Below are 25,930 nucleotides of genomic sequence, written 5' to 3' on the forward strand. Positions count from 1 at the left end.
CGGAGAAAGAAATCCTGAGACTATGACCACACTGGAAATCCGTGACCTGCACGTCGATGTCGCGCAGACCGACGCCGACGCCGAGCCCATCCACATCCTCAAGGGTGTCGACCTGACCGTGAAGTCGGGGGAAACCCACGCGATCATGGGCCCCAACGGTTCCGGCAAGTCGACGCTGTCGTACGCCATCGCCGGTCACCCCAAGTACGAGGTGACCTCGGGGTCGATCACCCTCGACGGTGAGGACGTCCTGGAGATGAGCGTCGACGAGCGCGCCCGCGCCGGACTGTTCCTCGCCATGCAGTACCCCGTCGAGGTGCCCGGCGTCTCGATGTCGAACTTCTTGCGGACCGCCGCCACCGCCGTACGCGGTGAGGCGCCGAAGCTGCGGCACTGGGTCAAGGAGACCAAGGAGGCGATGACCTCGCTCGACATCGATCCGTCGTTCTCCGAGCGCAGCGTCAACGAAGGTTTCTCCGGCGGTGAGAAGAAGCGTCACGAGATCCTCCAGCTCGATCTGCTCAAGCCGCGGATCGCGATCCTCGACGAGACCGACTCGGGACTCGACGTCGACGCCCTGCGGGTGGTCAGCGAGGGCGTGAACCGCTACAAGGAGCGCGACAACGGCGGGATCCTGCTGATCACGCACTACACGCGCATCCTCCGCTACATCAAGCCGGAGTTCGTGCACGTGTTCGTCAACGGCCGCGTCGTCGAATCCGCCGGTCCCGAACTCGCCGATGAGCTCGAGGAGAAGGGTTACGAGCGTTTCACCTCGGCTGCCAAGGCCGGCTGAGACCGCCCGACCGATCCGAGCCGACCAGCACAGGAGGTGTACCAGGTGACACTCTCGACAGAGGTTTCCACCGCCCTGGACGTCGATTCGCTGCGTGCCGACTTCCCGATCCTCTCGCGCACCGTGCGCGACGGAAAGCCGCTGGTGTATCTGGATTCCGGGGCGACGTCGCAGCGTCCGGTCCAGGTGCTCGACGCCGAACGGTACTTCCTCACGCACCACAACGCGGCGGTGCATCGCGGCGCGCATCAGCTCGCCGAAGAGGCGACCGATGCGTATGAGGACGCCCGGGAGGTCATCGCGGCGTTCGTGGGGGCGTCCGCCGACGAGCTCGTGTTCACCAAGAACGCGACCGAGGCACTCAACCTCGTGACCTACACCCTCGGCGACCCGCGGTCCGCGGACGTCCTCGGGGGTTCGGCGCTCGGGCCCGGCGACACCGTCGTCATCACCGAGCTGGAGCATCACGCCAATCTCGTTCCGTGGCAGGAGCTCTGCGGCCGCACGGGCGCGACGCTCCGCTGGTTCGGGGTCACCGACGAGGGCCGGATCGACCTGGATTCGCTGACCCTCGACGAGTCGGTGAAGGTCGTCTCGTTCACCCATCAATCGAATGTGACCGGTGCGGTCGCTGATGTGGCCGAGCTGGTCTCGCGCGCACGCGCGGTCGGCGCACTCGTCGTGCTCGACGCCTGCCAGTCGGTGCCGCACATGCCGGTCGACTTCCGTGCACTCGACGTCGACTTCGCCGCCTTCTCCGGACACAAGATGTTCGGGCCCAGTGGCGTCGGAGCGCTCTACGGCAAGTCCGATCTGCTGAATGCGTTGCCGCCGTTCATCACCGGCGGATCGATGATCGAGACCGTGACCATGGAGGGGTCGACCTACGCCCCGCCGCCGCAACGGTTCGAGGCGGGCGTGCCGATGACCTCGCAGGTCGTCGGACTCGGTGCCGCGGTCCGTTACCTGACCGATCTCGGCATGGACGCCGTCGCCGCGCATGAGCATGCGCTGACCGTGCGGGCGCTGGAGGAACTCGGCGACATCGAGGGCGTGCGGATCATCGGGCCGTCGACCCCGGAGAACCGCGGCGGCGCCGTGGCCTTCCTCGTCGACGGCATCCACGCCCACGATCTCGGGCAGATCCTCGACGACGAAGGCGTGGCCATCCGGGTGGGTCACCACTGCACGTGGCCGCTGCACCGGCGCTTCGGCGTCGCCGCCACCGCGCGTGCGTCGTTCGCCGCGTACAACACGTTCGCCGAGGTCGACGCGCTCGGTGCCGCGATCGTCACGGCGCAGAAGTTCTTCGGGACGGTCTGAGCCATGCGGATGGAACAGATGTACCAGGAAGTGATCCTGGACCACTACAAACACCCGCACGGGCGCGGACTCCGTGAACCGTTCGGTGCCGAGGTCCACCACGTCAACCCGACCTGTGGTGACGAGGTCACCCTGCGCGTGGCGGTCTCCGACGACGGTTCGAGCATCGACGACGTGTCCTACGACGGGCAGGGATGCTCGATCTCGCAGGCGTCGACGTCGGTGTTGCACGACCTCATCGTCGGCCGGCCGGTCGGGGAAGCACTGGCCACCGTCGAGTCGTTCAACGCGATGATGACCTCCCGCGGCAAGGACGCCGGTGACGAGGACGTCATCGGCGACGGGATCGCCTTCGCCGGGGTGAGCAAATACCCGGCACGCGTCAAATGCGCGCTCCTGGGCTGGATGGCCTTCAAGGACGCACTCGCGCAGACGATGGACAGCCACGAGACACGAGCGGAGACAGCATGAGTGACGACACAGCCACCACGGACACACCGACGACCGCGGCCACCGACACCGGCGTGACGGGGACACCCGCCGCGCCCGCGACGTCGCTGCCGGCCATCGAGGACGTCGAGGAGGCGATGCGCGACGTGGTCGACCCCGAACTGGGGATCAACGTCGTCGACCTCGGCTTGGTCTACGGCATCGAGGTGACCGACGACGCGGTCGCGAAGATCGACATGACCCTCACCTCGGCGGCCTGTCCGCTGACCGACGTGATCGAGGACCAGTCGCGCGGTGCGCTGGTCTCCAGCGGTCTGTGCACCGACATGGAGATCAACTGGGTCTGGCTGCCGCCATGGGGCCCCGACAAGATCACCGACGACGGTCGCGAGCAGCTCCGCGCCCTCGGCTTCACCGTCTGACCGACGATCGGACACACCACAGCGCCGGCCCCAGTCATGATCGACGACCGGGTCCGGCGCTTGTTCGTCGACAGGGCACTTTCGTGCGGGGAGTTGATCTCATGAGGCGTTTCGAGTCGCGTGTCGAACGGATGATCCGCGAGGCCGCCGAACGCGGCGAGTTCGACAACCTACCGGGCGCGGGGAAACCGTTGGATCTGACCGACAGCGACGATCCCGACTGGTGGGTCAAACGCAAGATCCGCGAGGAGAACCTCGACTCGTCGGCGTTGCTCCCCGCGCCGCTGCTGTTGCGCCGGGAGGCACAGGAATTCCCGGAGTCGCTGCGCCACATCGCCGACGAGGACGCGGTCCGCGACATCCTCGTCGACTTCAATCGCCGTGTGCGCGAGGCACATCTCGCCGCCCGCCAGATGACGTTGCCGCACAGCGTCGTCGCGCACACCGTCGACGTCGACGACATGATCCGACGCTGGCGACAGTCACGTTGCTAGCGAGCTGTGGCAATCGTCGAGAACCCAGTTATGAATTCCCTACCGACTTCGCTAAAGCGCGCACCAAGAAACGGGCGGTAGCAGGTTCGGAGGGGGCCATCTTGTTTGAACTGAGCACGATAGAGTTCGAGGTCGTCCTCTGGCCAACGTGCTAGCCGCTCACCACTCTCCTGACTACAACGGAAACATCCGCCTTTGCAAGATCAGTTAACTGTCGCCGAAGACCGGAACTATCTATTTGCGTCGCAATGGCTGCTGCCGAGACACGTACGCGAGAGTGTAGTTTGCTCCACTCGCTGATGATCCGTGACAACGCGAGTTCGCGGATCGTCATGTCGGCAATTCTTGGTATCAATCTCACCCCACTAGCTTGTACGCGGCTGTCAGGGTCGAACACGGCGCCCAGGGCGATAGAGTCGAACACGGAGCGTGTAGTTGCAGAGAGAATTTCACTAAGACTTCCATCAACGGCTAGCGTTTCGATCGCCGCCAGGCGTACGGTTATTTCGGAGTCCCGTGCAGCAAAGGCCAGGCGCGTAAGCGGTTCATGAGGCTCTTGCTCGGTCCTCAATCTGATACCGGCGATGTGGGCGTTTGCGGCTCTTACTCCGTTGCCGCCGCTCCACATCGTCACTGATGGCATATCAGAATCGCGATATGGAGTCGTCGACAGCCAAGCCCTGTCCGCGACCTCCAAAAGTCCATCGTCTAGCAACCACTGAAGTGCTTTCAGAGCATCGATCAATTCGTCCGTCGATGTCGCTGGGGACTCGATCGACTCTCTGAGCACTGTTAGAGCCTCCGAATTGGCTTTCCTGAGAGCAAGCATTGTTTGGGCAAGTTCAAGAGCCAGACTTGTGCCGTGACTTGTCCACCTTCCCTTCAAATTCTCAAGCCGTTCCTTCGTGAGTTTCCGAATAAGTGTGCCTTGGCGTTCCTTAATAAGTTCGGACTGCGTCAAACTGGGATAGTTTAAGGCTACAACCGCACTAAGCCGTTCCGGCATGAGTTCGAGGAACGCCCGGGAATCGATTCCGAGCTCCGGATACTGGTTGAGAACGTACGCAATGTTCAGTGCCATTTGCGCAGTCATTTCTGACCCGTTCTGTGCGATTCCGAGCGCAAGGTTAGCTATCTGTCGGCAGAGTTCGGGCGGAAGAATCTCGAGTGCGGAAGTGGGGAGGGCGGCCGCAATTGTCTGGCGGGAATCCCTATCTAAGGAACTGAACCGGTCCTGCCACGTCTGAGGGGCATGGAGAACTAGGCGGGCGAAGAGTCGAACGGATCTATCCGCTTGTGCGCTCAATTCGCCGTCTGTATGGCTTATCTGAATCGGGATCGACGAGATGAGTTTGGTCGCGATATTTTGAGGAAGCAGGCTGTGTAAGTAGCTGCATAGTTCAATCCATGTGTGATGTTGGAGTCGCTCGCCGTCAAGAAGCCGGTCATGCAGTAGGCGGTCGAGGCGCTCGGCAGAGAGGTGACTTTCTACCGTGTCGACCAGGGACCCGAGATTGATCTCGCCACTGAGAACCCAGTCGCAGACCGAGTCTGTGAGTTCGTCCGGGTCGCTACTGGCGCCTACGATGATGTGTGCTTTTGCTCGCCATACTGACTTCAACACCCAGTATGCGCCGCACCATTCGGCTTGTATCTCGGCAGCGGTGATATCGTCAGGGAGCGTTCCAGGGCTGCGCCCGAAATGGCGTACGAAAGGCCCTTCTATTCGCTGGCGGGCTATGTTCTTGGTGGCCGAACGTGCGCCACTCAGGACTCGATCTTGGATCGACTCGTAGCGGACAGTTCGCGACCTAAAAGGCGCAAAAAAGATTGCGCCGTCTCGATCGAAGTCGGCGCCGACCGTTTGGATCGCCTTCCTGAGTTCACCTCGAGAGTCGCGTAGTGCTGAGTCGTAGAATTGCTTGGCGTCGTTTAAACCAGCGGTCGCTCGAGTCCATGTCATTAGTTGCAATGCGATCCGGGCGCGGATATCTGGAGGAAGCTGCTCGGCGTACGACCTTCGAAGTTGTTCGGCCTCTTGCATGGTGATGCGATTTGAGGTGAGCCACGCCTGCATTAGCTTTGCGAGTAACCGTTCAGTGTTGCTCTCGAGCCCGTTGTCAAGGGCGGATGCGGCTGCTCGCCCTTCATCGTGTTGGCCGGTGAGCGTGAGCCGTAAGGATTCGCCACAACGGAAAAGGATTGAATCGTCGACCTGAATTTTCTCTCCCGTACCGAAAGAATTCGACAATCGCGATCCATAGTTGATGTGCGATGGGTGAAGTTCTAATACTCTCGCAAAATGAATAGATCCGGGATGATTCGACCGCAAGAGAGTTCTAAGGTCGAGTCGGATGGCGGCGTAGATGAGCTGGTCGATGTCGAAATCAGCGGGATTCACTGTAGGACTCCTCTGGGCTGTCCGGGCGTGCCGATATATCAACAAGGACCCTCGCGAGTATTGCGGCCATTTTGAGCGCGATCGCGTGTCTCTCTGCGCTACTTACTGACTCCCACCGAACTTCGTCTCGAAGTTCGTCGAGCGCAAGGTATAGTTTCTTCGCTTCTCTTTTCCGGGTCTTGCTGCGATCGGGGGCATCAATCCATAATATGGCCACCTGCGTTTCGGAAGCCGAGACCGCAGCTTCGAGTTCTTCTTTCGTGCCGTTTCTAAGGTCTTTATGCAACAACACGACAACGAGATGAGCGTGCCTGGCGTCGTGGCGGAACTCGCGGTTTCCATCTCCGTCCGTTTTCCGAGATATCGCAGACTCCCATCGACGTACGTGAATGCGATAACGTACGCCTCCATCTGCGGCTTGTTCGGAAAATGTGCGAGCCATTTGCTCAAATAGGTCGCGGTATTCGATTAAGTCGCTACCTGAAGAAAGGAATATTTCATACTCGATTGTACGAGTGCCGGGTTTTCTAAGGTATCTGCTCGTGCGCGGCTCTGGCGACATCAGCGAGGGGGTCGTCACCGGGCATCACCCCCGACCTTTCTTTCGCGCGGTGTGTGTGAGCATCCCCACTCAAACGATCGACTTCTGTGTGGTTGTCGCTGCACACTGTAGCGCGTCGGCTCGGCTACTCGGGGCCGCAGCAGCGGCGTACGTGACAGATGCTGCGTTCGTTCTGGAAGCGTGCCATGGCCCGTCGAGTCTGGCAGTAAATTCCCGAAACCGCCCCCTGCGGCGAGTCGAACCGTGGGAAAGGTGGGGTTCCGGGTGAGCGATTGGGTCACCGCGGACTGGGGAACCGCGACTGTGAACTTTGGCATTTTGCGCTGGTCTAACTAATGGGATCAGAGTCTCCGTGCAACGAGAAAACTGATCGACCGAATTGATCAGCAGGGGCGAGTCGCCGGTTCACGCCGGGGTGGACATCGCACCCCGCGCCACCACGACGCGAGTACGCATGTCGACTGCAGCGATGACCCTGGTCATCGCGCTCATCGTGCCGGTGAGATCGTCCCGTTTGCTCAGGTAACTGCGTTGTGCGGCAAGGGGCATCGTGAAGAACGCCTCGAAGAAGGCGACCGTCTGCGACCGACTGAGCCCCAGCAGCGCGCTGAGCCCACGGAGACGCAGGTTGTGTACCGCACGGGTGGACGGCGGCCACAGATCCGCGGCGGGTTCTCGACCCGCGGCGAGAGCGGCCACCACGGCGTCGGTGCACATCAACGATGTCGCGACGCTGTAGCCGGTCGTCGGGTTCTTGAAACCGCCCGCGGCGCCGAACCGGAAAACCGGATCGCGCCAGGGGTGTGGTGACGAACCGGTCAGCGGGAAGTCGACGTGCTCGACCCGCCGGATCCCCGACGGCATCCCACCGAGCCGCGCGGCCAGGCGGCGTTCGAGTTCGTCGAGACCGAGGGCTGGATGCCCGGCGAGGCAGGTCTCCTCGAGGAGGTACTCGCCCCCGCCGAGCGGCACGACATACAGAAAGGACGGCAGCGCCCGGCGGTCTGTCGCGCCACCCCGCCAGTCCATGAGCAGTGCCTCGTGCCCGTCCAGCACGGGTGCGGCCACCTCCGCGTCGACGACGATCCCGTACGCGGTCTGGCGCGGTGCGTCGTGGGGGAGCGCACCGCGACAGTCGACCACGGCATCGCCGGTCAGGACCGAACCGTCATCGAGATGCACACGCGCGCCGTCGATCTCGACCACCCGAGCGGAACGGGTCGGAACCCCGTCGAGGGTCAGTGACCGTTGCAGGCCGGGGGTGTCGAAGACGGTGTACCCGCGGGCCACCTCATCGAGTTCGCGGCCCGCGATCCCGATGCGCGCGGTCCGGGCGGCGACGGCGGACTGCTCGACCCACTCGGGCAACTCGTCGGACCAGCAGGCGAACGTGGACCGCCAGACCCGGTCGGGGGACGGATCGACCAGGGTGACCGATACGCCGGCACGGGCCAGGCGGTGGACGAGGGCGCGGCCGGCCGGCCCGGCCCCCGCGACGATGACTCCGGAACTCACATCCTGTCCTTCGGCGCGGGCGACGATCTGGACGGTGACGCGTCGTCGGGCTGGGACGTCACGAACCGCCGGTGGCGAGCATGCCACCGTCGACGGCCAGGGTCTCGCCGGTGATCCACGCCGACTCGTCGCTCGCCAGGAACGCGACCGCCCGGGCGACGTCCTCCGGTTCCCCGATCCGCTTCAGTGGGTACGAGTTCGCCGCGCGGGCCTCGTTGTCGCCCTCGGTGAACACCGAGGCGAACTTGGTCCGGACGATCGAGGGGGCGATCGCGTTGACCCGGATGTTCGGTCCGAGTTCCCAGGCGAGTTCGGCGGTGAGACGGATCAGGGCCGCCTTCGACGTGCCGTACGCCGCGATCACGCCCGTCGACCGCAGACCCGCGACCGACGAGATGTTGACGACCGACCCGCCGGTGTCCTTCATGCCCGCCCGGTAGGCCTCCTGGACGAACCCGAGCGCGGCGACGACATTGGTGTCGAACGTCTTGCGGTACGCGGCGAGGTCGGCCCCCATCAGCGGGCCGGCCAGCGGCGCGATCCCGGTGTTGTTGACCAGGATGTGGATTCCGCCGCCCTGTGCGACGGCCGCGGCCACGGCGGCCGCCCGGTCGTCGGCGTCGCCGGTGTTGCCCGCACACGCCGAGACCGTCGCTCCGGGCACCGCCGTCCGGATCCGGCCGGCCGCCTCCTCGAGTGGCTCGGCCTTCCGGCTCGTGATGACGACCGAGGCACCGCGTCGGGCCAGTTCCGTCGCGATCGCCTCACCGATGCCGCGACTGGCACCGGTGACGAGCGCGGACCGGCCGGTCAGGTCGGAGGACTGCGGGAAGTTCTGCGGAATCGTTGTGGAGTGCGTCACGTCCCACACCGTATCGGTCCACCGTGACAGGGGTGGTCGACTCGGCCGCACGGCGCCGGGGTCCGCACGTGGGAAAAGCAGTGGCGCGGCACCGGTAGAATCGACCGTCGTGATCACCGCGACCGACCTGGAGGTACGAGCGGGCGCTCGGACCCTGTTGGCGGCGCCCGGCGACGCCTTACGCATCCAGCCCGGCGACCGGATCGGCCTCGTGGGCCGCAACGGTGCCGGCAAGACCACCACGCTGCGCATCCTGGCCGGCGAGACCGAACCCTACGCGGGATCGATCCGCCGGTCCGGTGAACTCGGTTACCTCCCGCAGGACCCCAAAGAGGGCGACCTCGACGTCCTGGCCAAGGACCGGGTGCTCTCCGCGCGCGGTCTCGACGAGATCCTGCGCGACATGGAGAAGCAGCAGGCGCAGATGGCCGAGGCCGCCGACGACAAGCTGCGGGACAAGGCCGTGGCGCGGTACGGACGCCTCGAAGAGCGCTTCGCCGCCCTCGGCGGATACGTCGCCGAATCCGAGGCCGCGCGGATCTGCAACAGCCTGGGTCTGCCCGATCGGGTTCTCGAGCAGCCCCTACGGACACTGTCCGGCGGTCAGCGCCGACGGATCGAGCTCGCACGCATCCTGTTCGCGGCGTCCGACGGTTCGGGGAAATCCGACACCACCCTCCTGCTCGACGAACCGACCAACCACCTCGACGCCGACTCGATCGCCTGGCTCCGCAGCTTCCTGCAGAACCACGAGGGGGGTCTCGTCGTGATCAGTCACGACGTCGACCTGCTGGCCGACGTGGTGAACCGGGTGTGGTTCCTCGACGCGGTGCGCGGTGAGGCCGACATCTACAACATGAGCTGGAAGCGGTACCTCGATGCCCGGGCGACCGACGAGCAGCGCCGTCGTCGCGAACGAGCCAACGCCGAGAAGAAGGCGTCCGCCCTGCGCGCGCAGGCCGCGAAGCTCGGTGCCAAGGCGACCAAGGCGACCGCCGCGCAGAACATGCTCAAGCGCGCGGAGCGGATGATCGACGCCCTCGACGAGGAGCGGGTGGCCGACCGCACCGCGCGGATCCGGTTCCCCGAACCGGCCGCATGCGGCAAGACACCGTTGATGACGTCCGGACTCTCGAAGAGCTACGGCTCGCTGGAGATCTTCACCGGGGTGGACCTCGCGATCGACAAGGGCAGTCGCGTAGTCGTCCTCGGCCTCAACGGCGCGGGCAAGACGACGCTGCTGAGAATGCTTGCCGGAGTGGAGAAGCCGGACACAGGGTCGATCGAGCCGGGATTCGGTCTGAAGATCGGCTACTTCGCGCAGGAACACGACACCCTCGACGACCGGGCGTCGGTGTGGGAGAACATCCGGCACGCGGCACCCGACGCGGGCGAGCAGGACCTCCGAGGCCTGTTGGGCGCGTTCATGTTCAGCGGCGCCCAGCTCGATCAGCCGGCCGGCACGCTGTCCGGCGGTGAGAAGACCCGGCTCACGCTGGCCGGGCTGGTGTCCTCGGCGGCGAACGTGTTGCTCCTCGACGAGCCGACCAACAACCTCGACCCGATCTCGCGCGAACAGGTCCTCGACGCCCTGCGCAGCTACACCGGGGCCGTCGTCCTGGTGACGCACGATCCGGGCGCCGCCGCCGCGCTCGATCCGCAGCGCGTGATCCTGTTGCCCGACGGCACCGAGGACCACTGGAGCGAGGAGTATCAGGAGCTCATCGAGCTCGCCTGATCGCCTCGATGAGCCGATCGGTCCCGGCGCGGTCGGGCACCGTCAGCCGGTGACCGTGTCCGGCGAACTCCCGGCCGACGACCCCCGCGTCCCGCAGTCGCCGCCCGAACTCGATGCCGTCGGGGCCCGGCACGAACACGAAATTCGCCTCGCTCGGCAGCGCCGGGTGGCCCGAGTCGCGCAGCGCGTCGGCGATTCGATCGCGTTCGCGGCGCATCGCCGTGACCCGTCCGGCCAGCTCGTCGGACGCGGCAAGTGCCACTGGCGCAGCGTGTTCGGCGGCCGCGGTGATCGAGAAGGGGACCTCGTGACGGCGGGCACCGCAGACGGACGTCGCCGACCCGATCGCATATCCGACCCGCAGTCCCGCGAGACCGTGGGCCTTGGAGAGGCTTCGCACCGCGATCAGGTTGGGGTACTCGTCGACCAGCGTCCGGACATCGGGTGCGTTCCGGCAGTACTCGACGTACGCCTGGTCGAGGATCACCGGGATCGCCGGGTCGACAGCCGTGAGCAGTTCACGAATCTCCGCGTCGGAGAGGACCGATCCGGTCGGGTTGTGCGGGCTGCAGACGATGACGGCCGCGGTGTCCGGACCCGCGGCCGCGGCGAGCGCACCGACATCGGGACGCCCGTCGTCGAACAGCGGGGTCGTGTCGATCCCGAGCCCGATCATCTCGGCGAGCAGCGCGAAACCCTCGAATGTCGGTGCGGGGGTGACGATCCGCGGTCCGGTACGACCCCTGGCCCGGGCCCGTGCAGCCGAGTCCTGCAGGATCGCGGAGAGTACGGCCGTCGCCCCGGCGCCGACGCTGATGTGCGCTGCCTCGACACCGGTGTGCTCGGCGATCGTCGCGCGCAGACCGTCGGGACGAAACGACGGGTAGCGGTGGGCCGATGCTGCCGTGTCGCGCAGCGCGGACACGACCGCGGGCAACGGGGGATAGGCGGACTCGTTCCGGTCGCATCGCACGACGACGTCGGTGCGCACGCCGGCGAGGTCCGTGGCGCGCTCGGTTGCCGGAGCCGGCAGCAGAACCGTCACGAACGCCCACTCCACCGGATCGCTCCGGCAGCGGCGAAGTCGCCGGCATGGGCGAACGCCGACATCATCACGATGTCACCGGGACGCACGCGCCCGTCGTCGATCGCCGCGTCCAGAGTCATCGGAATCCCGACCGCGAACAGGTTCCCGCAGTCGTCGAACGTGTCCGGGTGTCGCGACTCGGGCAGTTCGAGGGCCTCGCGCCAGTTGCGCAGGAAGATCCGGTTGGGCTGGTTGGTGACGAGCAGGTCCAGGTCGGACGGACGTACCCCGATTCGATGTGCAAGCGTTGCAGCCACTTCCGGGACCATCCGGTTCCCGCGGGCGAGTACTTTCGCGATCTTGGCCTCGGTGAAGCCGACATGGATCTGACCCGGGCCCGCCTCCCAGTACTTGCGTTCCGGCTGTGCGACGGCGGTCATGTCCGCCGAGAACTGGCCGAAGGACCGGCATTCGGTCCCCAGCACCGGGTTACCCGCGTCGCCGAGGGCCAGGATCGCCACGGCCGCGCCGTCACCGGGTATCGCGGCCTGCGCCTTCACCCGTACCTGCTCCTGGGTGAAGATCTGTCCGGCGCTGTTCTGCGCCAGCGCGATCAGGGCCTTGCGGCCTCCGTTCGCGCGCAGAAGCGCACCGGCGATCTCGATGAGGTGGACGAAGGCCGCACAGCCGCCGTTGTGCACGTCGAGCACGGTTCGCGGGGCGAGGCCGAGGCGGTGTGCGACCTCGCCGACACACCCGCGGACCGGGACCTCCGGCAGCTGGCTGTGGGTGAGCACGACGTCCACGTCGTCGAGATATCCGTCGCCGTGGCGCTCGACGAGACGCCGTGCGGCGGCGACGATCATGTCCGCCGACGTCTCACCGTCGGCCGCGTGGTGGCGGAAGGACGGAGCCCGGAACATGACGTTGCCGGCGAGTTCGTCGTCCTCGGCGTACTGCGCGAAGAACTCCGCCGGCACCCGGGCGGCCGGGCGGTAGGTGGCGAGGTCGGCGAGCGAGACGGCGGGGGCGTCGGCGGTCATGAGCGCATCCATTCGGGGGTCAGCGGAAGTCCGTGGCGATGGCGGTGTTCGGCGATGGCGGTGAGGTTGTCGAGTTCGATCTGATGTCCGGCACCGAACATGTCCCACAGGTCGCCAACCCACTCCTCCCGGCCGGCCGGGGCGGTATCGGGAAAGGGGTTCTCGTCGTAGAACGGGTGGTGGCAGTTGTTCCACAGGACCACCGAACCCGGACGGTCGAGAACGAGTTGCGCGTCGACGACGCGCATCAGGTAGATCATCCAGAGGTGTTTTCCCTGATCCCAGGCACAGTGGTAGTCGACGGTCATCGCGTCGGCGTTCGCCACGGTCCGGACGTAGATCTTGGTGTCCTCGTTCAGGCGGTCGTATCCGACCCACAGGTCCGGTTCCCCGGTCGGCTCGAAACCTCGTGTGCTGTAGGTCCATTCCTCGAGCGAGCGCGTGTCGGCCAGCCATTCGTACAGTTCGCGCGGCGGTGCGTCGACGTAGCCCTGCACGGGGCAGAAGTCGCCGAACACCTGGTGATGGGGATACACCGAGCGGACCTTGTCGACGACGAGTGCCGTGTTGGCGGAACGGGGGTGGGTCTCCACCCGGACCACGCCGTCGAGCGTGGCCGCGGTGTCCCCGAGATCGGACAGCGCGGAGGAGTGCGTGGTCATGGGGTACCTCTCGAGATCAGTGGGGCGAACGGGGGTTCCTCGTCGGGATCCACATCCACGACGAGGCAATTCGGTCCGGTGTGCGAGAACAGTTCGTCGCATGCCGAGCGCAGGGTGAGGAGATCGCCGGCGGTGCGCACCGGAAGGCCGGCGAACATGGCGGCCAGCCCACCCGCGATGTCGGTGTGGCGGAACCGGTTGACGCTCGGCGCGCCGGGGAAGAATCGTGCCTCCCGCGTGACGCACATGCCGTGTGCGTCGTTGTTGAGCACGATGAGGGTGATCGGCGCATCGTGTTCGATCGCGGTGTGGATCTCCATGCCGTGCATGAGGAACGAGCCGTCACCGGCGATGACGACGACCCGACCGCCCGGACGGATGTCCCGCGCGGCGATCGCGGACCCGATCCCCGCCGCGATGCCCCATCCCATCCCGCCCATGCCCAATGCGACGACGAACCGCCCGTCGCCGAACGGGAGATGGTGGATCGCCGCCGCGCCGGTGTTCCCGGCGTCGGCGAACACCGCGCACCCCGCGGGCAGGGCGGCGCCGATGGTGACAAGCACGTCGCGCATCCCGAGGGCGTGAGCCGAGGGTGCGACGGACAGGTGGTCGAGCGGGTGGACCCGGGGTGGGCGGCGTTCGGGGAGCCGGTCGGCGAGCGACCGCTGGAGCGCACCGATGGTCTCGGTGAGACGTGCCGTCCCGATGTGCTCGACGTCGGCCGGGGTGCGCGGCGGCGCGCTGCCGAGATGCGCGACCGGGATCGCCGCGAGGGCGTCGTCGAGGCCGGCGCGATCGGTCATCGACATGCGGCAGCCGATCACCAGGATCAGCTGTGATTCCCGCACGGCCCGATGGGCCGACGGGTGCCCCATCACCCCGGTGACGCCGGAGCAGGACCCGCGCCCGATGTCGCGACCGCCCGGTGAGACCACGACCCCGGCGCCGAGAAGCTCCGCGAGATCCTGTACGGCACCGTGCAATCCGAGCCGGGATGCCTCCTCGCCCGCCCAGATGCACACCGACCCGCCGTCGCGCGCCACCCCGACGAGTCGGTCGGCGAGTTCGTCGACGACCGCCGGGGGCACCGACCGGAGTTCGGTCGGTGGGCCCGAACGCGACGGTGTGGCGTACCCGGGTGAGGACTGCACGTCTTTGGGCAGGATCACCGCGGCCGGCAGACCTCGTGCGAGGGTGGCGAACGCCTCGTCGAGGACCTGATCGAGACGAGCCGGCTCGTCGACGAACCCGCAGAATCCGACGACGCCGGACACCACGGCACGCAGGTCCACGGTGTCCGGCGGGTCGAGCATGTCCTGGAAGCCACCGCGCCCCACCGCGGCGGTCGGCGCCAAACCGATCACGGCGAGCACGGGTACGCGGCTGTCATAGGCCTCGCCCAGCGCCGGAATGACGTTCAGCGCACCGCCACCCGACGTCGTCAGGACCGCGGTCGGCTCGGCGGTGAGCCGTGCGTGCCCATCGGCCATCGCGCCGGCACCGAACTCGTGTTTCGCGACGACCGGGGTGAGCAGCGGGTGCCGCACCGCCGCATCGAAGACGTCTTCGATGTTGGCGCCGTGAACGCCGAAGACGGTCCGCACCCCGGCGTCGACGAGTCGCGCGACGAGGAGGTCGGCCACCGTTCGGTGGCCGACCGGTGAGGTTGCGTCCCCCACACGTGTGTCCAAACCCTGCACTCCCAGCCCCGAACGTCGTGCGGCACCGGTCGATTGGCCGGAGTCCGACCCAACGGACAACTCAGTTCGAGTTAGCTTAGCGTAAGCTAATGTCCGGCGTCAGAGGGCTGTGGTCTGGACGAGCGGTCGGGTCACCAGGTGGCTTCGACTCGGCTCCTTGCTCCGCTCGGCGCCGGCTCAACCAGCGGTCGGGCGGCTCAGCCAGCTGACGGGCTTGGTGTCTCCGGCCAATACCGCTTGCGCAGATCGCCTTTCACGAGCTTCCCGGTGGGCGTGCGCGGCAGGTCGTCGACGAAGTCGACCGACCGGGGCGCCTTGTAGGCCGCGATGTTCTCGGTGGTGAACGCGATCAGCTGCTCGGCGAGCCGATCGGTGGGTTCGTGGCCGTCGGCCAGCTGCACGCAGGCCTTCGCGACCTCGCCGAGGTCGGGGTCGGGGACACCGATCACCGCGACGTCGAACACCGCCGGGTGATTGATGAGGACGTTCTCGGCCTCCTGCGGGTAGATGTTGACGCCGCCGGAGATGATCATGAACGCCTTGCGGTCGGTCAGATACAGATATCCCTCGTCGTCGACGTACCCGACATCCCCTGTGGTGGACCAGTTCTCGTGTTCGGGGTGCTGGGCCTTGCGGGTCTTGTCCGGGTCGTTGTGGTACTGGAACGCCACGTCCTCGCGTTCGAAGAAGACCTGGCCGACCTCACCGATCGGGAGTTCCTTGCCGTCCTCGTCGCAGATGTGGACCACGCCGAGCAGCGGCTTGCCCACCGAGCCGGGATGATCGAGCGCCTCCTGCGGGCCGATGAACGTCGCGCCGGCGGCCTCGGTCGATGCGTAGTACTCGTGGATGACCGGGCCCCACCACTCGATCATCGCCCGCTTCACCTCGACGGGGCAGGGCGCGGCCGCGTGGACGGCGATCTTCATGCTGCCGACGTCGTACTTCGAGCGGACGTCGGCGGGCAGCTTGAGCATCCGGATGAACATGGTGGGCACCCACTGGCTGTGGGTCACGCGATACTTCTCGATGGCGGCGAGGGCCGCTTCGGGATCGAACCGGTCCATCATGACCACGGTCCCGCCGACCGAGTTGGTCATCCCGCAATAGCGCAGCGGCGCTGCGTGATACAGCGGTGCGGGGGACAGGTAGACCGCGGAGTCGTCGTAGCCGTACATGGGCGCGAAGATCGCGGTGTAGGCGTCGGGCACCTCGTCGACCTGCCCTTCGGGCATCGGTGTCTTGATGCCCTTCGGACGGCCGGTGGTCCCGGAGGAGTAGAGCATGTCGGTGCCGCGCGGCTGGTCGGTGCGGGGCTCTGCCGACGCATTGGCCAGGACCTTGTCGTAACTCTCGAAGCCGTCGAGATCGCCACCCCACACGATGCGGCGACCCGGGCCGGCGAGGGCCTCGATCTCGCCGGCGGCCGACACGGCCTCGACGACCGAGGCGCCGGCGAACAGGACCTGCGCGTTGCAGTCGGAGAGAATGTAGTTGGTCTCCGCCGCGGTGAGGTGGTGGTTGACCGCGGTCACGTACAGACCGCTGCGCAGGGCCGCCCAGTACACCTCGAAGACGTGGAAGTCGTTGGCGGAGACCACGGCGATGTTGTCGCCGCGCCGGAGTCCGAGGGAGTCGAGGTAGTTGGCGAGCCGGGTCGAGTTCTCGTCCAGTTGTCGGTAGGTCAGTACCTCGCCGGTGGCGGCCCGGATGACGGCCGGCTTGTCGGGGGTGGATTTCGCGAAGACTCCAGGAAACAAGAGTGACGCTCCTCGTGACGAAGGGGATGGCCACCCCGAACGAACGTATCTAACGCTCGTTCGGGGTGTTGCGAGTCACAGTACCCTAGCGTCGTGTCCGATTTCGCAGTTCCTCAGTGCGTCGCGAGAAACCTGTCCATGGTTCGCTCCGCGAGCGCGGTGATCGTCAGCGCGGGATTCACCAGGCCGACTGCCCCGGGGACGAAGGAACCGTCGACGACCCACAGGTTGTCGTAGCCCCGGATGCCGCCGTCAGAGTCGGCCGCGGCACCCATGACGACGCCGCCGAGCCCGTGATAGGTACTCGCGGAACCGAATCCGAGCGCGCGAGACGACACGTGGGTTCCGTTGGCGGCGAAGCCGAAACGGCCCTCGGTGCGCTCGTGGAAACGTCTGATGAAGGCGTTGCTGCGGCGGTCGAGGTCGTTGCGGTCGGCGGGGTGGGGGTAGTTCAGCTGCGCCCGCCGGGTGCGATGGTCGTAGTCGATCGTGCCGCGCTCGTCGGTGTGGGCCTGAACGAGGTGGGTGGTCGCTGCCTTGCCGAGCGGTGCCGGCAGCGGGGTGGCCTGATAGACCATCGAGACCGGTCCGCCGGGCAGGTTGTCCTCGTAGATCCGTGCGTAACCCGGTCCGCCTTGGACGGCGCCGAAATCCTCGCGGGGGTTCGCCCGGATGGTGAGGAAGTCGCCGTTCACGCCGAAGCCGTCACCGATGCGCGGTGACAGTCGCGGCAGGCGCCCCTGCGCGCGCGCCTCGACGAGCAACCGGGTGGTGTGGAAGGAGCCCGCGGCCATGAAGAGGTGATCGGCCTCGGTGGTCACGGTGCGTACCGTGCGGCCCTGCTCGTCGAGAACCCGTGCGGTGACGACGAATCCGGCGCGGCGCGAGCGAGGCCGGATGTCGAAGACCTCGTGCATCGGCTTGACGGTGACGTTGCCGGTCCGTTCGGCGGCGAGGAGGTAGCTGCGATCGAGAGACTTCTTGGCGCCGCTGTTGACGCCATAGCTCAGTTCGCCCGCGGTCACCGACGGGGTGGCCCGGCCGGCCAGTTCGTCGCGGACGATGTCCCAGTCGATGGCGAAGTCGAAGAAGTGCGGTGACGCGCCGTAGCGCTGGATCACCTTCAGCCAGGACCGTGCTCCGACGTACTTGGGATGCGCGAGGATGTCCGCGGGCAGCGGCGAGACGCCGAGCCCGGCCTTCGCGCGCGGGAAGTAGGTCTGGGCGAGCTGCGCGTAGTCGGCGGCCGCCGGGAAGATGTGCTCGAAGTCCTGTCGGCGGGGGACGGGCGTGAAGGAGCCGAACACGAGCGACCCACCGCCGACGCCTGCGCCGTACACGGCCTCGACGCCGTTGCCCATCACGTGGTCGAGCACGCCGGGGTACGGCTCGACCGGGATGCCGCTCGCTGCGCTCGCGCCGGCGGGGCTGCCGAACCACGCGGCGCGCTTGTCCGGGGTGGTCGTCGTGGCGAAGGTGTTGCCGTCCGGCCGGATCGGCCACCGGCGCCCGCGCTCGAAAACCGTTGTCGTGTATCCGGCCTCGCCGAGGCGACGTGCCGCCACCGCGCCGCCGAAGCCGGTGCCGATGACGATCGCGGTCTGCCCCGGTGCCGCCTGCGCCGGGGTGACGGTCGCGCCGAGCGCGGCGAGGGCGCCGACGCCGGCCGCGGAGCGCATGAGGGTCCGGCGAGAGACGGCGGGACCGGGTTTGTCGAGTTTCACCCGGGAACCTTAGCGTGAGCTAAGTAAGGTTAGGAACTCCTTAGCGGCAGCAACTATGTGGGATGGATCACGGCCGGCTTGATCCGGCCCGGCAACCGCGGTGCGCGGTCGGCGAGTCGGCCGGCGCCGCGGGACGTTAGGCTCCGGGGTGTGACGGCTGCGCTGCAGATCGAGGTGGACCGCGACAGCGTGGCGATGGGGGATGACGTCGCTTCCCACGCACATTCACTCCTGGTGGAGCCGGGTACGGCGCTGAGTGTCGTTCTCGCCGCGGCGGCGCCCGAAATCCGTTCTCGGGGCCGGTCCTGGGTGGCCGACGTCGACGGCCGGGTCGCCGCCGTCTGGTCGGCCGACCACGGTGTGCAGATGCTCGTCGGGGACGGACCGGTGACCGCGGACGACGTACCGTGCCGGATTCATTACCGGTACTTCCTGCAGATCGACCCGGCGTGGCTGCATCGGCGCCTCGCCGAGGGGGCCGCGGCGGACCGGGGCGCCCTCGAACGCGAGTACCGCCCGATCGGTGATCGGCGACGCGAGGAGGACGAGCGTCGTCGCGAACGCGGTTCGGCGACAAGGTATCTGACCGTCCAGTGCACCGCGGCGCTGCGCGGCTTCGGTGTGGAGTTCGATCTGCACAACGACCGGATGGCACGGTTCGACCTGGTCGGCTCGATGTGGCGGGTACAGCGCGCCGACACCATGACCATGACCTTCGACGGGGCGAATCAGGTCCTGTCGTCGATCCGACCCGTCGGCGTCGCCGAGTGCTGGCTGGTCGCGGCCGTCGGACTGCGTATGCGACAGGTGCAGGGACTCACGCCGGTCCCGAACGACCCCCGTTTGCCGGTGCCGGAGCTGCGGCCGATGGGGTCAGGGGTGGCCGGATCGCCACGCTGGACGACGAGAGGCGATCCCGTCGTCCAGCTGACCGGCGATGAGGCGGTGCGGGCCTACCGGTTGTCGGCGAACCGTTCGATCGACGAGGTCGTGTCCCTGCTGGCCCCGGACTGAGGTCAGTCGTGCGCGCGCACAGACTCCTCGACGAGGTCGAGCACCGCGTGCAGATCGTCGGTGGGCTGGCCGGTGGCCAACCGCGTGATCAGGCCGTCGAGCACGAGGTCGAGGTAGTTGAGCAGAACGTCGGTCGGGACGTCGTCGCGCAGGCGCCCCGCCTGCCGACCCCGCTCCAGCCGGCTGAGTGTCGCCTGCTCGACCTCGGCCGCGTAGGACACCCACTCCGCGCGGAATCCGTTGTCCGTCCGTAGTTTCCGCGCGATCTCCAAGCGCGTGCCGAGCCAGTCGAAATCCTGGGGCCGCGTGAGCATGTCGCGCATGACCTGCACCAGGCCCTGCTCGGCCGCCACGTCGGCCATGCGCTCGGCATCTTCCCGCGCGAGCGCGAGGAACAGCGCCTCTTTGTCCCGGTAATGGTGGAAGATCGCACCCCGGGACAAGCCGGTGGACTCTTCGATCCGTTTGACGGTCGCGCCGTCGTATCCGTACTCCGCGAAGCAATGCCGCGCGCCGTCGAGAATCTCCCGACGACGCGCGGCAAGCCGGTCATCGCTGACCTTGGGCACGTCGAGTGCCTCCTGTCAGCTCTTGATCATGTTGCGCAGCACGTACTGCAGGATGCCTCCGTTGCGGTAGTAGTCGGCCTCACCCGGGGTGTCGATGCGGACCTTGGCATCGAACTCCACCGTCGAGCCGTCTTCCTTGGTGGCGGTGACGTGCACGGTCGACGGCGTCGTCCCGTTGTTGAGCTCCTCGATGCCCGCGATGTCGTAGGTCTCGGTGCCGTCGAGGCCCAGCGACTTGTGCGACTCGCCCTCGGGGAACTGCAGCGGGATGACGCCCATGCCGATGAGGTTCGAGCGGTGGATGCGCTCGAAGCTCTCGGTGATGACGGCCTTCACGCCGAGGAGGCTGGTGCCCTTGGCCGCCCAGTCACGCGACGATCCGGTGCCGTACTCCTTGCCGCCGAGCACGACGAGCGGGATGTTCTGCTCGGCGTAGTTCTGCGCGGCGTCGTAGATGAACGACTGCGGTGCACCCTCCTGGGTGAAGTCGCGGGTGTAACCGCCGGTCACACCGTCGAGCAGCTGGTTCTGCAGGCGAATGTTGCCGAAGGTCGACCGGATCATCACCTCGTGATTGCCGCGGCGGGCGCCCAGCGAGTTGTAGTCCTTGCGGGCCACCCCGTTGGCATCGAGGTACTGCGCGGCGGGGGTGCCGGGCTTGATCGTCGACGCGGGGGAGATGTGGTCGGTGGTCACCGAGTCGCCGAGCTTCGCGAGCACGCGTGCGCCCTTGATGTCGGAGACGGGCGACGGCTCACGCTGCATGCCCTCGAAGTACGGAGGCTTGCGCACGTATGTGGACTCGTCGTCCCACTCGAAGGTCTTGCCCGACGGGGTCGGCAGGTTCTGCCAGCGCTCGTCACCCTTGAAGACGTCGGCGTAGTCCGAGGCGTACTGCTCCGGCGAGATCGACGAGGCGATGGTCGCCTCGATCTCCTCGTTGGTCGGCCAGATGTCCTTGAGGAACACGTCGTTGCCGTCGGTGTCCTTGCCCAGCGCGTCGGTCTCGAAGTCGAAGTCCATCGTGCCGGCCAGGGCATAGGCGATGACCAGCGGCGGCGACGCGAGGTAGTTCATCTTCACGTCGGGGTTGATGCGACCCTCGAAGTTGCGGTTGCCCGACAGCACCGCGGTGGCGGTGAGGTCGTTGTCGTTGATCGCCTTCGAGATCTCCTCCGGCAGCGGGCCGGAATTGCCGATGCACGTGGTGCAGCCGTAGCCGACGAGGTAGAAGCCGAGCTTCTCCAGGTACGGCCAGAGACCGGACTTGTCGTAGTAGCCGGTGACGACCTGCGAGCCCGGTGCCATCGACGTCTTGACCCACGGCTTGGACGACAGGCCCTTCTCCACGGCCTTCTTGGCCAGGAGTGCCGCGCCGAGCATGACCGACGGGTTGGAGGTGTTGGTGCAGCTGGTGATCGAAGCGATCGTCACGATCCCGTGGTCGAGGATCATCGATCCTCGTTCCTCGGAATCCACCCGGACCGGATTGGTCGGCCGACCCTCGGCGCCGTTGGCGGCCGAGTGCAGCGGCTCGGCGTCGTCGTCGGCGAAGGACAGGGTCGCGGGGTCGGACGCCGGGAAGGTTTCCTCGACCGCCTCGTCCAGCTTGGTCTGCGGAGCGGAGTTGCCGTTCTCGACGTAGTTGTGGATGTCCTTGCGGAACGCGTTCTTCGCGTCCCACAGCTCGATGCGGTCCTGCGGACGCTTCGGGCCAGCGATCGACGGGACGACGTCGGCCAGGTCGAGCTCGAGGTACTCCGAGTACACGGCCTCCTCGGCGTCCTTCTCCAGCCACATGCCCTGTTCCTTGGCATAGGCCTCGACGAGCGCGAGCGTCTCCTCGCTGCGCCCGGTGAGTCGGAGGTAGTTGACGGTCTCGCCGTCGATCGGGAACATCGCGCAGGTCGAGCCAAACTCGGGGCTCATGTTGCCGATGGTGGCGCGGTTGGCGAGCGGGACCTCGCCGACACCGTTGCCGTAGAACTCGACGAACTTGCCGACCACGCCGTGCTTGCGCAGCATCTCGGTGATGGTGAGGACCACGTCGGTCGCGGTGACGCCCGGCTTGGTCGCGCCGGTGAGCTTGAAGCCGACGACGCGGGGGATGAGCATGGAGACCGGTTGACCGAGCATCGCGGCCTCGGCCTCGATGCCGCCGACGCCCCAGCCCAGGACGCCGAGGCCGTTCTCCATCGTGGTGTGCGAGTCGGTGCCGATGCAGGTGTCGGGGTAGGCGACGCCGTCACGGACCATCACCGAGCGCGCGAGGTGCTCGATGTTGACCTGGTGCACGATGCCGGTGCCCGGCGGCACGACGCGGAAGTCGTCGAAGGCACCCTGACCCCAGCGGAGGAACTTGTAGCGCTCCTCGTTGCGCTGGTACTCGATCTCGACGTTGCGCTCGAACGCCTGGGCATTGCCGAAGGCCTCGATGATGACGGAGTGGTCGATGACCATCTCGGCCGGTGCGAGCGGGTTGACCTTGTCCGGGTCGCCGCCGAGTTCCTTGACGGCGTCGCGCATGGTCGTGAGGTCGACGATGCAGGGCACGCCGGTGAAGTCCTGCATGATCACGCGGGCAGGCGTGAACTGGATCTCGACGCTCGGTTCGGCGTTCGGGTCCCAGTTCGCCAGGGCCTCGATGTGCTCCTTGGTGATGTTCGCGCCGTCCTCGGTGCGCAGGAGGTTCTCGGCGAGGACCTTCAGAGCGTAGGGGAGCTTGGCGGTGCCCTCGACGGCGTTCAGACGGTAGATCTCGTAGCTGTTGTCACCGACGTCCAGCGTGCCGCGGGCGCCGAAGGAATTGATACTCACGTCTAAATCCACTCTCCTCGTGTGCCGGCGGGCTGCGCCGGCGATTACTCGATGATCCACTTGCGGTCGGGCGGGGCTGGTCGATCCGGCGCAGTCGTGCCGCACCGGCTGACGTTCTGCACCGGCGGGCTGCGCCGGCACCATCGGATGTCCGCGAGGGCCACCCGCGACAACGTCGTCCAGTCTAACAGTACGAGCGTACTGTTACCAAGCTCGGGCCGGGACACGCCGGATCGGACCTGCCGACACCGGAATACCCAGACGAGTCCATTGTGTCGTACGGTGCAGGGCGGGGTTCGGCGAGGAGACACTCGACGCCGGCGCGATACCGCCCGTCAACGTGCACGCAACCCCGGGTGATCTCGAGAGGTAGGGGTGGCGGATGGGTCCGCAGGCGACGACGCTGGTGCTGGCAGCTCCCGCGGAGAACAACGAACTCACCGGACTCGTCGGGGTCGACATGGGTGAGCTGTCGCGGGACATCGCCGACGACGGCGTGGCGGGGGCGACGCCCGAACAGTTGCCCGGCATGCTCGAGGTCGTCGAATACGCCCAGTCGAAGGGTCATGACGTCAGCTTCGTGGTCATCGACCAGGTCCAGCCCCGGTTCACTCTCTACCGTGACGTCGCGAACCAGTTGCAGGAACAGGTCGGCGGCACCGTCATCGTGCTCGGCCCCAACTCGGTCGGCAGCTCGTCGCCGGAGTTCAGCCGGGTGGTGCAGGAACAGGCCACCGACGGCCTGACCCTCACCGACCCCGCGGGTGCGGCGCGACAGATGATCGACACGATGACCGGTCCCAACGTGGACTGGACGATCGTGGGCCTCCTGCTGATCCTGGTCGTCGCGGGCGGAGCCGTGCTCGCCCGGCTGCGGCAGGTCCGCACCCGCAAGAACCTGGCCGTCGGTCCACTGGGACCCGTGCAGGCCACTGCCGCGGAGTCGGATGACTCGTCGGCATCACGTCGCGAACCGACCGCTTCCGGCCGGTAGTACGCAGGCCAGGGCCGACTCGGCCGGCCGGCGATGCGGCGGGTGGGCCCGGCTCCTGGCACCTTGTTCTCGCGCGGCGGGGACCCTTCTCGGCGTGTCTTCCGGTCTGTTGCCAATTCGAGACCTTGACGACCGTTCGATCTTTCGCCAGTTCACGGCATTTTCGCAGGTAATCACGCCTTTGTAATTCGCGAACACGGTTTTCTCGTGTGGTTGATGTGACGTACGGTTCTGATGTCGCGTGTGATGCCTGTGTTCTCTACAGGGTCCGATGTGGCGGAAGTGCAGTGCGTGATCGCCGCGGGTTCAGACACCCCGGACGGTCGCCGGACCGGGGATCGGAAGATCCCCGCGAATCGCGAGGAGTTCCAGGTGAGGCGAGGAAGAACTGGTGCGTCATGGCCGGCGCGCGTCTCGGCGGCCCTTGCTGTCGTACTCGTCTGCGCGGTCGGCGCGGGTCATGCCGACGCGGCGCCCAAGAAGACGCCCGAGTCGCCCATCTCCGGTCTGATCAACCGGATCGCGACGGTCAACCAGGACATCGCCGACCTCGACCAGGCGCTCGCGTCCCGCCAGGAGAACGTGAACCGATCGATCGTCGACTTCCAGAACTCGCTCGCGCAGCAGCGCCTCGCCACGGTGGCCGCGCGTGGAGCACGTACCGAACTCGACCGATCGAGCAAGGCCGTCGTCGACGCGCAGAAGGAGTTCGACCGGTTCGCCCGCCTGGCGTACCAGCAGGGGCCCGAGCAGGGTTCGATGTCGAACTACGTCGCCTCCGAAGACCCGCAGGGCGTCCTCGACCGCATGAAGCTGATCGATCAGGTCGGCAAGAAGCAGCAGGAGATGATCCGGCGGTTGCAGGTGGCCCGCAACCAGAAGGCCAACCGACTCGCCGCCGTCGAGGCCACCCGCCGGCAGGCGTCGTTCGCGGCCAAGAGCGCCGAACAGCGCAAGACCGACGCCATGGCAGCGGTCACCGAGGCGAAGGCCGCCATCGCTTCGCAGCAGAAGCGCAAGGCCACGCTGATCGGGGAACGCGACCGGGTCCAGAAGCGCCTCAACACGATTCGCGGATACGTGCCGAAGAAGACGGTCGAGGGGCCGTCGGCGAGCGATCTGCTCTCGAACCTTTTCCCGACGGACCCGTCGGCCGAAGGGGCGCTCAAGGCGCTGCCGGCCACGCCCGCCACCGACAACCAGGCACTGGCCGTCGCGGCGGAGGCCGCCGCGCGCCTCGCCATCGACGTCGGTTCGTCGATCCTCGCCGGCCTGGTCGGGCAGCAGCAGTTGCCCCAGTCCGAGTTGCTGAACGAGCTCGGCATCGGCGGTGCGGACATCACCGGCAGCAGCGGTGGCGACACCCTCAGTGCGCGACTGGGTTCGGGAAGCCTCGGCTCTCTGTTCGGCAGTTCCTCCGGCGGCGGGGGCGGGGGCGGCGTCGTCCGACCCGGGCTGCGCGGTCCGCAAGCCGTCGAGATCGCCGTCAACCGTGCGCTCTCGCAGCTGAACGTGCCCTACGCCTGGGGCGGTGGCGACGCGAACGGCCCGACGCAGGGAATCCGCGACGGCGGTGTGGCCGACAGCTACGGCGACTACAACAAGATCGGTTTCGACTGCTCCGGCCTGATGATCTACGCGTTCGCCGGCGTCGGAATCGAACTGCCGCACTACACCGGTTACCAGTACACCTCGGGGCCGCAGTTCCCGCTGTCACAGATGCGACGCGGCGACATGATCTTCTACGGCCCCAACGCGAGTGCGCACGTCGCGCTGTACCTCGGCGACAACAAGATGGTCGAGGCACCGCAGTCGGGTGACGTGGTCAAGGTGTCCCCGCTGCGCACCAACGGTGCGATGCCGAACGTGGTCCGTCTGCTCTGAGGCGTGGTGGTTCCGGCGGCGCTGTGAACGACCGACACCCGCCGAGTCTTCTTGGCACCTTTTCAGCCGGCACGGCTAGGCTGGCACAGACACGCGGGGTCGACGCCTGCGCGCTGCGCGTTCGCGCCGCCCGTGGGCCCTCGCGGTTCGACGGAACAGCAGTTCAGAGG

21 protein-coding genes are annotated in these 25,930 nt (G+C 66.8%); 9 read left to right on the forward strand and 12 right to left on the reverse strand.

Annotated features, from left to right (window positions below):
- Nucleotides 1-22 precede the first annotated feature (22 nt).
- The 5 genes from sufC to ACFVHY_RS09780 all read left to right on the forward strand — a co-directional run bounded on the left by sufC (nt 23) and on the right by ACFVHY_RS09780 (nt 3,485).
- Nucleotides 23-796 (forward strand): Fe-S cluster assembly ATPase SufC, encoded by a 774-nt coding sequence (sufC, locus tag ACFVHY_RS09760; RefSeq protein ID WP_058250381.1) that lies wholly within the window; start codon nt 23-25, stop codon nt 794-796.
- A gap of 45 nt (nt 797-841) precedes the next feature.
- Entirely contained in the window at nt 842-2,119 is a 1,278-nt protein-coding gene (locus ACFVHY_RS09765) for a cysteine desulfurase (protein ID WP_390271317.1), read from the forward strand.
- 3 nt (nt 2,120-2,122) lie between these two features.
- Nucleotides 2,123-2,590, forward strand: coding sequence for a Fe-S cluster assembly sulfur transfer protein SufU (gene sufU / locus ACFVHY_RS09770; RefSeq protein ID WP_058250382.1), 468 nt, complete (start codon nt 2,123-2,125; stop codon nt 2,588-2,590).
- Entirely contained in the window at nt 2,587-2,991 is a 405-nt protein-coding gene (locus ACFVHY_RS09775) for a metal-sulfur cluster assembly factor (protein ID WP_082652858.1), read from the forward strand. Before sufU ends, ACFVHY_RS09775 begins: the two co-directional genes overlap by 4 nt.
- Before the next feature lie 101 nt (nt 2,992-3,092).
- Nucleotides 3,093-3,485: a DUF1992 domain-containing protein gene (locus tag ACFVHY_RS09780; protein ID WP_390271321.1), complete on the forward strand. Its 393-nt coding sequence runs from the start codon at nt 3,093-3,095 to the stop codon at nt 3,483-3,485.
- A gap of 151 nt (nt 3,486-3,636) precedes the next feature.
- Here the strand turns inward: ACFVHY_RS09780 and ACFVHY_RS09785 are convergent, their stop codons facing one another.
- From ACFVHY_RS09785 to ACFVHY_RS09800, 4 genes are all read right to left on the reverse strand, one after another.
- On the reverse strand, nt 3,637-5,886 hold the full coding sequence (locus ACFVHY_RS09785; protein WP_390271324.1) for a hypothetical protein: 2,250 nt from the start codon (nt 5,884-5,886) through the stop codon (nt 3,637-3,639).
- A complete protein-coding gene (locus ACFVHY_RS09790) occupies nt 5,873-6,466 on the reverse strand; it encodes a hypothetical protein (protein ID WP_390271327.1) in 594 nt (197 codons plus the stop codon). The genes ACFVHY_RS09785 and ACFVHY_RS09790 overlap by 14 nt, the downstream gene beginning before the upstream one ends.
- 387 nt (nt 6,467-6,853) lie before the next feature.
- Nucleotides 6,854-7,963, reverse strand: coding sequence for a lycopene cyclase family protein (locus ACFVHY_RS09795; protein WP_390271330.1), 1,110 nt, complete (start codon nt 7,961-7,963; stop codon nt 6,854-6,856).
- Nucleotides 7,964-8,021: 58 nt separating this feature from the next.
- Nucleotides 8,022-8,834, reverse strand: coding sequence for an SDR family oxidoreductase (locus ACFVHY_RS09800; protein ID WP_390271332.1), 813 nt, complete (start codon nt 8,832-8,834; stop codon nt 8,022-8,024).
- Between the two features lie 100 nt (nt 8,835-8,934).
- On the opposite strand from ACFVHY_RS09800, the gene ACFVHY_RS09805 reads away from it, so the two are divergent.
- Nucleotides 8,935-10,563, forward strand: a complete 1,629-nt coding sequence (locus ACFVHY_RS09805; protein ID WP_065632168.1) for an ABC-F family ATP-binding cassette domain-containing protein — start codon at nt 8,935-8,937, stop codon at nt 10,561-10,563.
- On the opposite strand, the gene ACFVHY_RS09810 is transcribed toward ACFVHY_RS09805, so the two are convergent.
- From ACFVHY_RS09810 to ACFVHY_RS09835, 6 genes are all read right to left on the reverse strand, one after another.
- Nucleotides 10,547-11,608, reverse strand: coding sequence for a pyridoxal phosphate-dependent aminotransferase (locus tag ACFVHY_RS09810; protein ID WP_390271336.1), 1,062 nt, complete (start codon nt 11,606-11,608; stop codon nt 10,547-10,549). The two genes, ACFVHY_RS09805 and ACFVHY_RS09810, sit on opposite strands and share 17 nt — an antisense overlap.
- Entirely contained in the window at nt 11,605-12,633 is a 1,029-nt protein-coding gene (locus ACFVHY_RS09815; protein ID WP_390271338.1) for a 3-oxoacyl-ACP synthase III family protein, read from the reverse strand. The genes ACFVHY_RS09810 and ACFVHY_RS09815 overlap by 4 nt, the downstream gene beginning before the upstream one ends.
- Nucleotides 12,630-13,295, reverse strand: a complete 666-nt coding sequence (locus ACFVHY_RS09820; protein ID WP_390271340.1) for an SRPBCC family protein — start codon at nt 13,293-13,295, stop codon at nt 12,630-12,632. The genes ACFVHY_RS09815 and ACFVHY_RS09820 overlap by 4 nt, the downstream gene beginning before the upstream one ends.
- Entirely contained in the window at nt 13,292-14,977 is a 1,686-nt protein-coding gene (locus ACFVHY_RS09825; protein WP_390271343.1) for a thiamine pyrophosphate-binding protein, read from the reverse strand. Before ACFVHY_RS09825 ends, ACFVHY_RS09820 begins: the two co-directional genes overlap by 4 nt.
- Nucleotides 14,978-15,195: 218 nt before the next feature.
- Complete coding sequence (locus ACFVHY_RS09830; RefSeq protein WP_390271345.1) at nt 15,196-16,758, reverse strand: AMP-binding protein; 1,563 nt, start codon at nt 16,756-16,758, stop codon at nt 15,196-15,198.
- A gap of 113 nt (nt 16,759-16,871) precedes the next feature.
- A complete protein-coding gene (locus tag ACFVHY_RS09835) occupies nt 16,872-18,437 on the reverse strand; it encodes a GMC oxidoreductase (RefSeq protein WP_390271518.1) in 1,566 nt (521 codons plus the stop codon).
- Between the two features lie 195 nt (nt 18,438-18,632).
- Here ACFVHY_RS09835 and ACFVHY_RS09840 point away from each other — a divergent pair, with 195 nt between their 5' ends.
- On the forward strand, nt 18,633-19,496 hold the full coding sequence (locus ACFVHY_RS09840; RefSeq protein WP_390271347.1) for a hypothetical protein: 864 nt from the start codon (nt 18,633-18,635) through the stop codon (nt 19,494-19,496).
- A 2-nt stretch (nt 19,497-19,498) separates the two neighbouring features.
- On the opposite strand, the gene ACFVHY_RS09845 is transcribed toward ACFVHY_RS09840, so the two are convergent.
- Both ACFVHY_RS09845 and ACFVHY_RS09850 read right to left on the reverse strand, forming a co-directional pair.
- Nucleotides 19,499-20,065 carry a TetR/AcrR family transcriptional regulator gene (locus tag ACFVHY_RS09845; RefSeq protein WP_058250388.1) on the reverse strand — a complete coding sequence of 189 codons (567 nt, stop codon included), beginning with the start codon at nt 20,063-20,065 and terminating at the stop codon, nt 19,499-19,501.
- Between the two features lie 15 nt (nt 20,066-20,080).
- The gene (locus ACFVHY_RS09850) at nt 20,081-22,882 is read right to left on the reverse strand and encodes an aconitate hydratase (RefSeq protein ID WP_058250389.1); all 2,802 of its coding nucleotides are present in this window, start codon (nt 22,880-22,882) and stop codon (nt 20,081-20,083) included.
- 382 nt (nt 22,883-23,264) lie between these two features.
- Here ACFVHY_RS09850 and ACFVHY_RS09855 point away from each other — a divergent pair, with 382 nt between their 5' ends.
- On the forward strand, nt 23,265-23,876 hold the full coding sequence (locus ACFVHY_RS09855) for a DUF6676 family protein (RefSeq protein WP_390271350.1): 612 nt from the start codon (nt 23,265-23,267) through the stop codon (nt 23,874-23,876).
- 372 nt (nt 23,877-24,248) lie between these two features.
- A complete protein-coding gene (locus ACFVHY_RS09860) occupies nt 24,249-25,760 on the forward strand; it encodes an NlpC/P60 family protein (RefSeq protein ID WP_390271353.1) in 1,512 nt (503 codons plus the stop codon).
- Nucleotides 25,761-25,930: the final 170 nt, after the last annotated feature.

The sequence above is a fragment of the Gordonia sp. NPDC127522 genome, from assembly GCF_042672305.1.
Taxonomy (GTDB): domain Bacteria; phylum Actinomycetota; class Actinomycetes; order Mycobacteriales; family Mycobacteriaceae; genus Gordonia; species Gordonia hongkongensis.

Excerpts from the sequence above, each read along its gene's own strand:
- ACFVHY_RS09780 (WP_390271321.1), top strand. The coding sequence starts at position 3,093 with ATGAGGCGTTTCGAGTCGCGTGTCGAACGGATGATCCGCGAGGCCGCC.
- ACFVHY_RS09855 (WP_390271350.1), top strand. The coding sequence starts at position 23,265 with ATGGGTCCGCAGGCGACGACGCTGGTGCTGGCAGCTCCCGCGGAGAAC.
- sufC (WP_058250381.1), top strand. The coding sequence starts at position 23 with ATGACCACACTGGAAATCCGTGACCTGCACGTCGATGTCGCGCAGACC.
- ACFVHY_RS09820 (WP_390271340.1), bottom strand. The coding sequence starts at position 13,295 with ATGACCACGCACTCCTCCGCGCTGTCCGATCTCGGGGACACCGCGGCC.
- ACFVHY_RS09835 (WP_390271518.1), bottom strand. The coding sequence starts at position 18,437 with ATGCGCTCCGCGGCCGGCGTCGGCGCCCTCGCCGCGCTCGGCGCGACC.
- ACFVHY_RS09815 (WP_390271338.1), bottom strand. The coding sequence starts at position 12,633 with ATGACCGCCGACGCCCCCGCCGTCTCGCTCGCCGACCTCGCCACCTAC.
- sufU (WP_058250382.1), top strand. The coding sequence starts at position 2,123 with ATGCGGATGGAACAGATGTACCAGGAAGTGATCCTGGACCACTACAAA.
- ACFVHY_RS09775 (WP_082652858.1), top strand. The coding sequence starts at position 2,587 with ATGAGTGACGACACAGCCACCACGGACACACCGACGACCGCGGCCACC.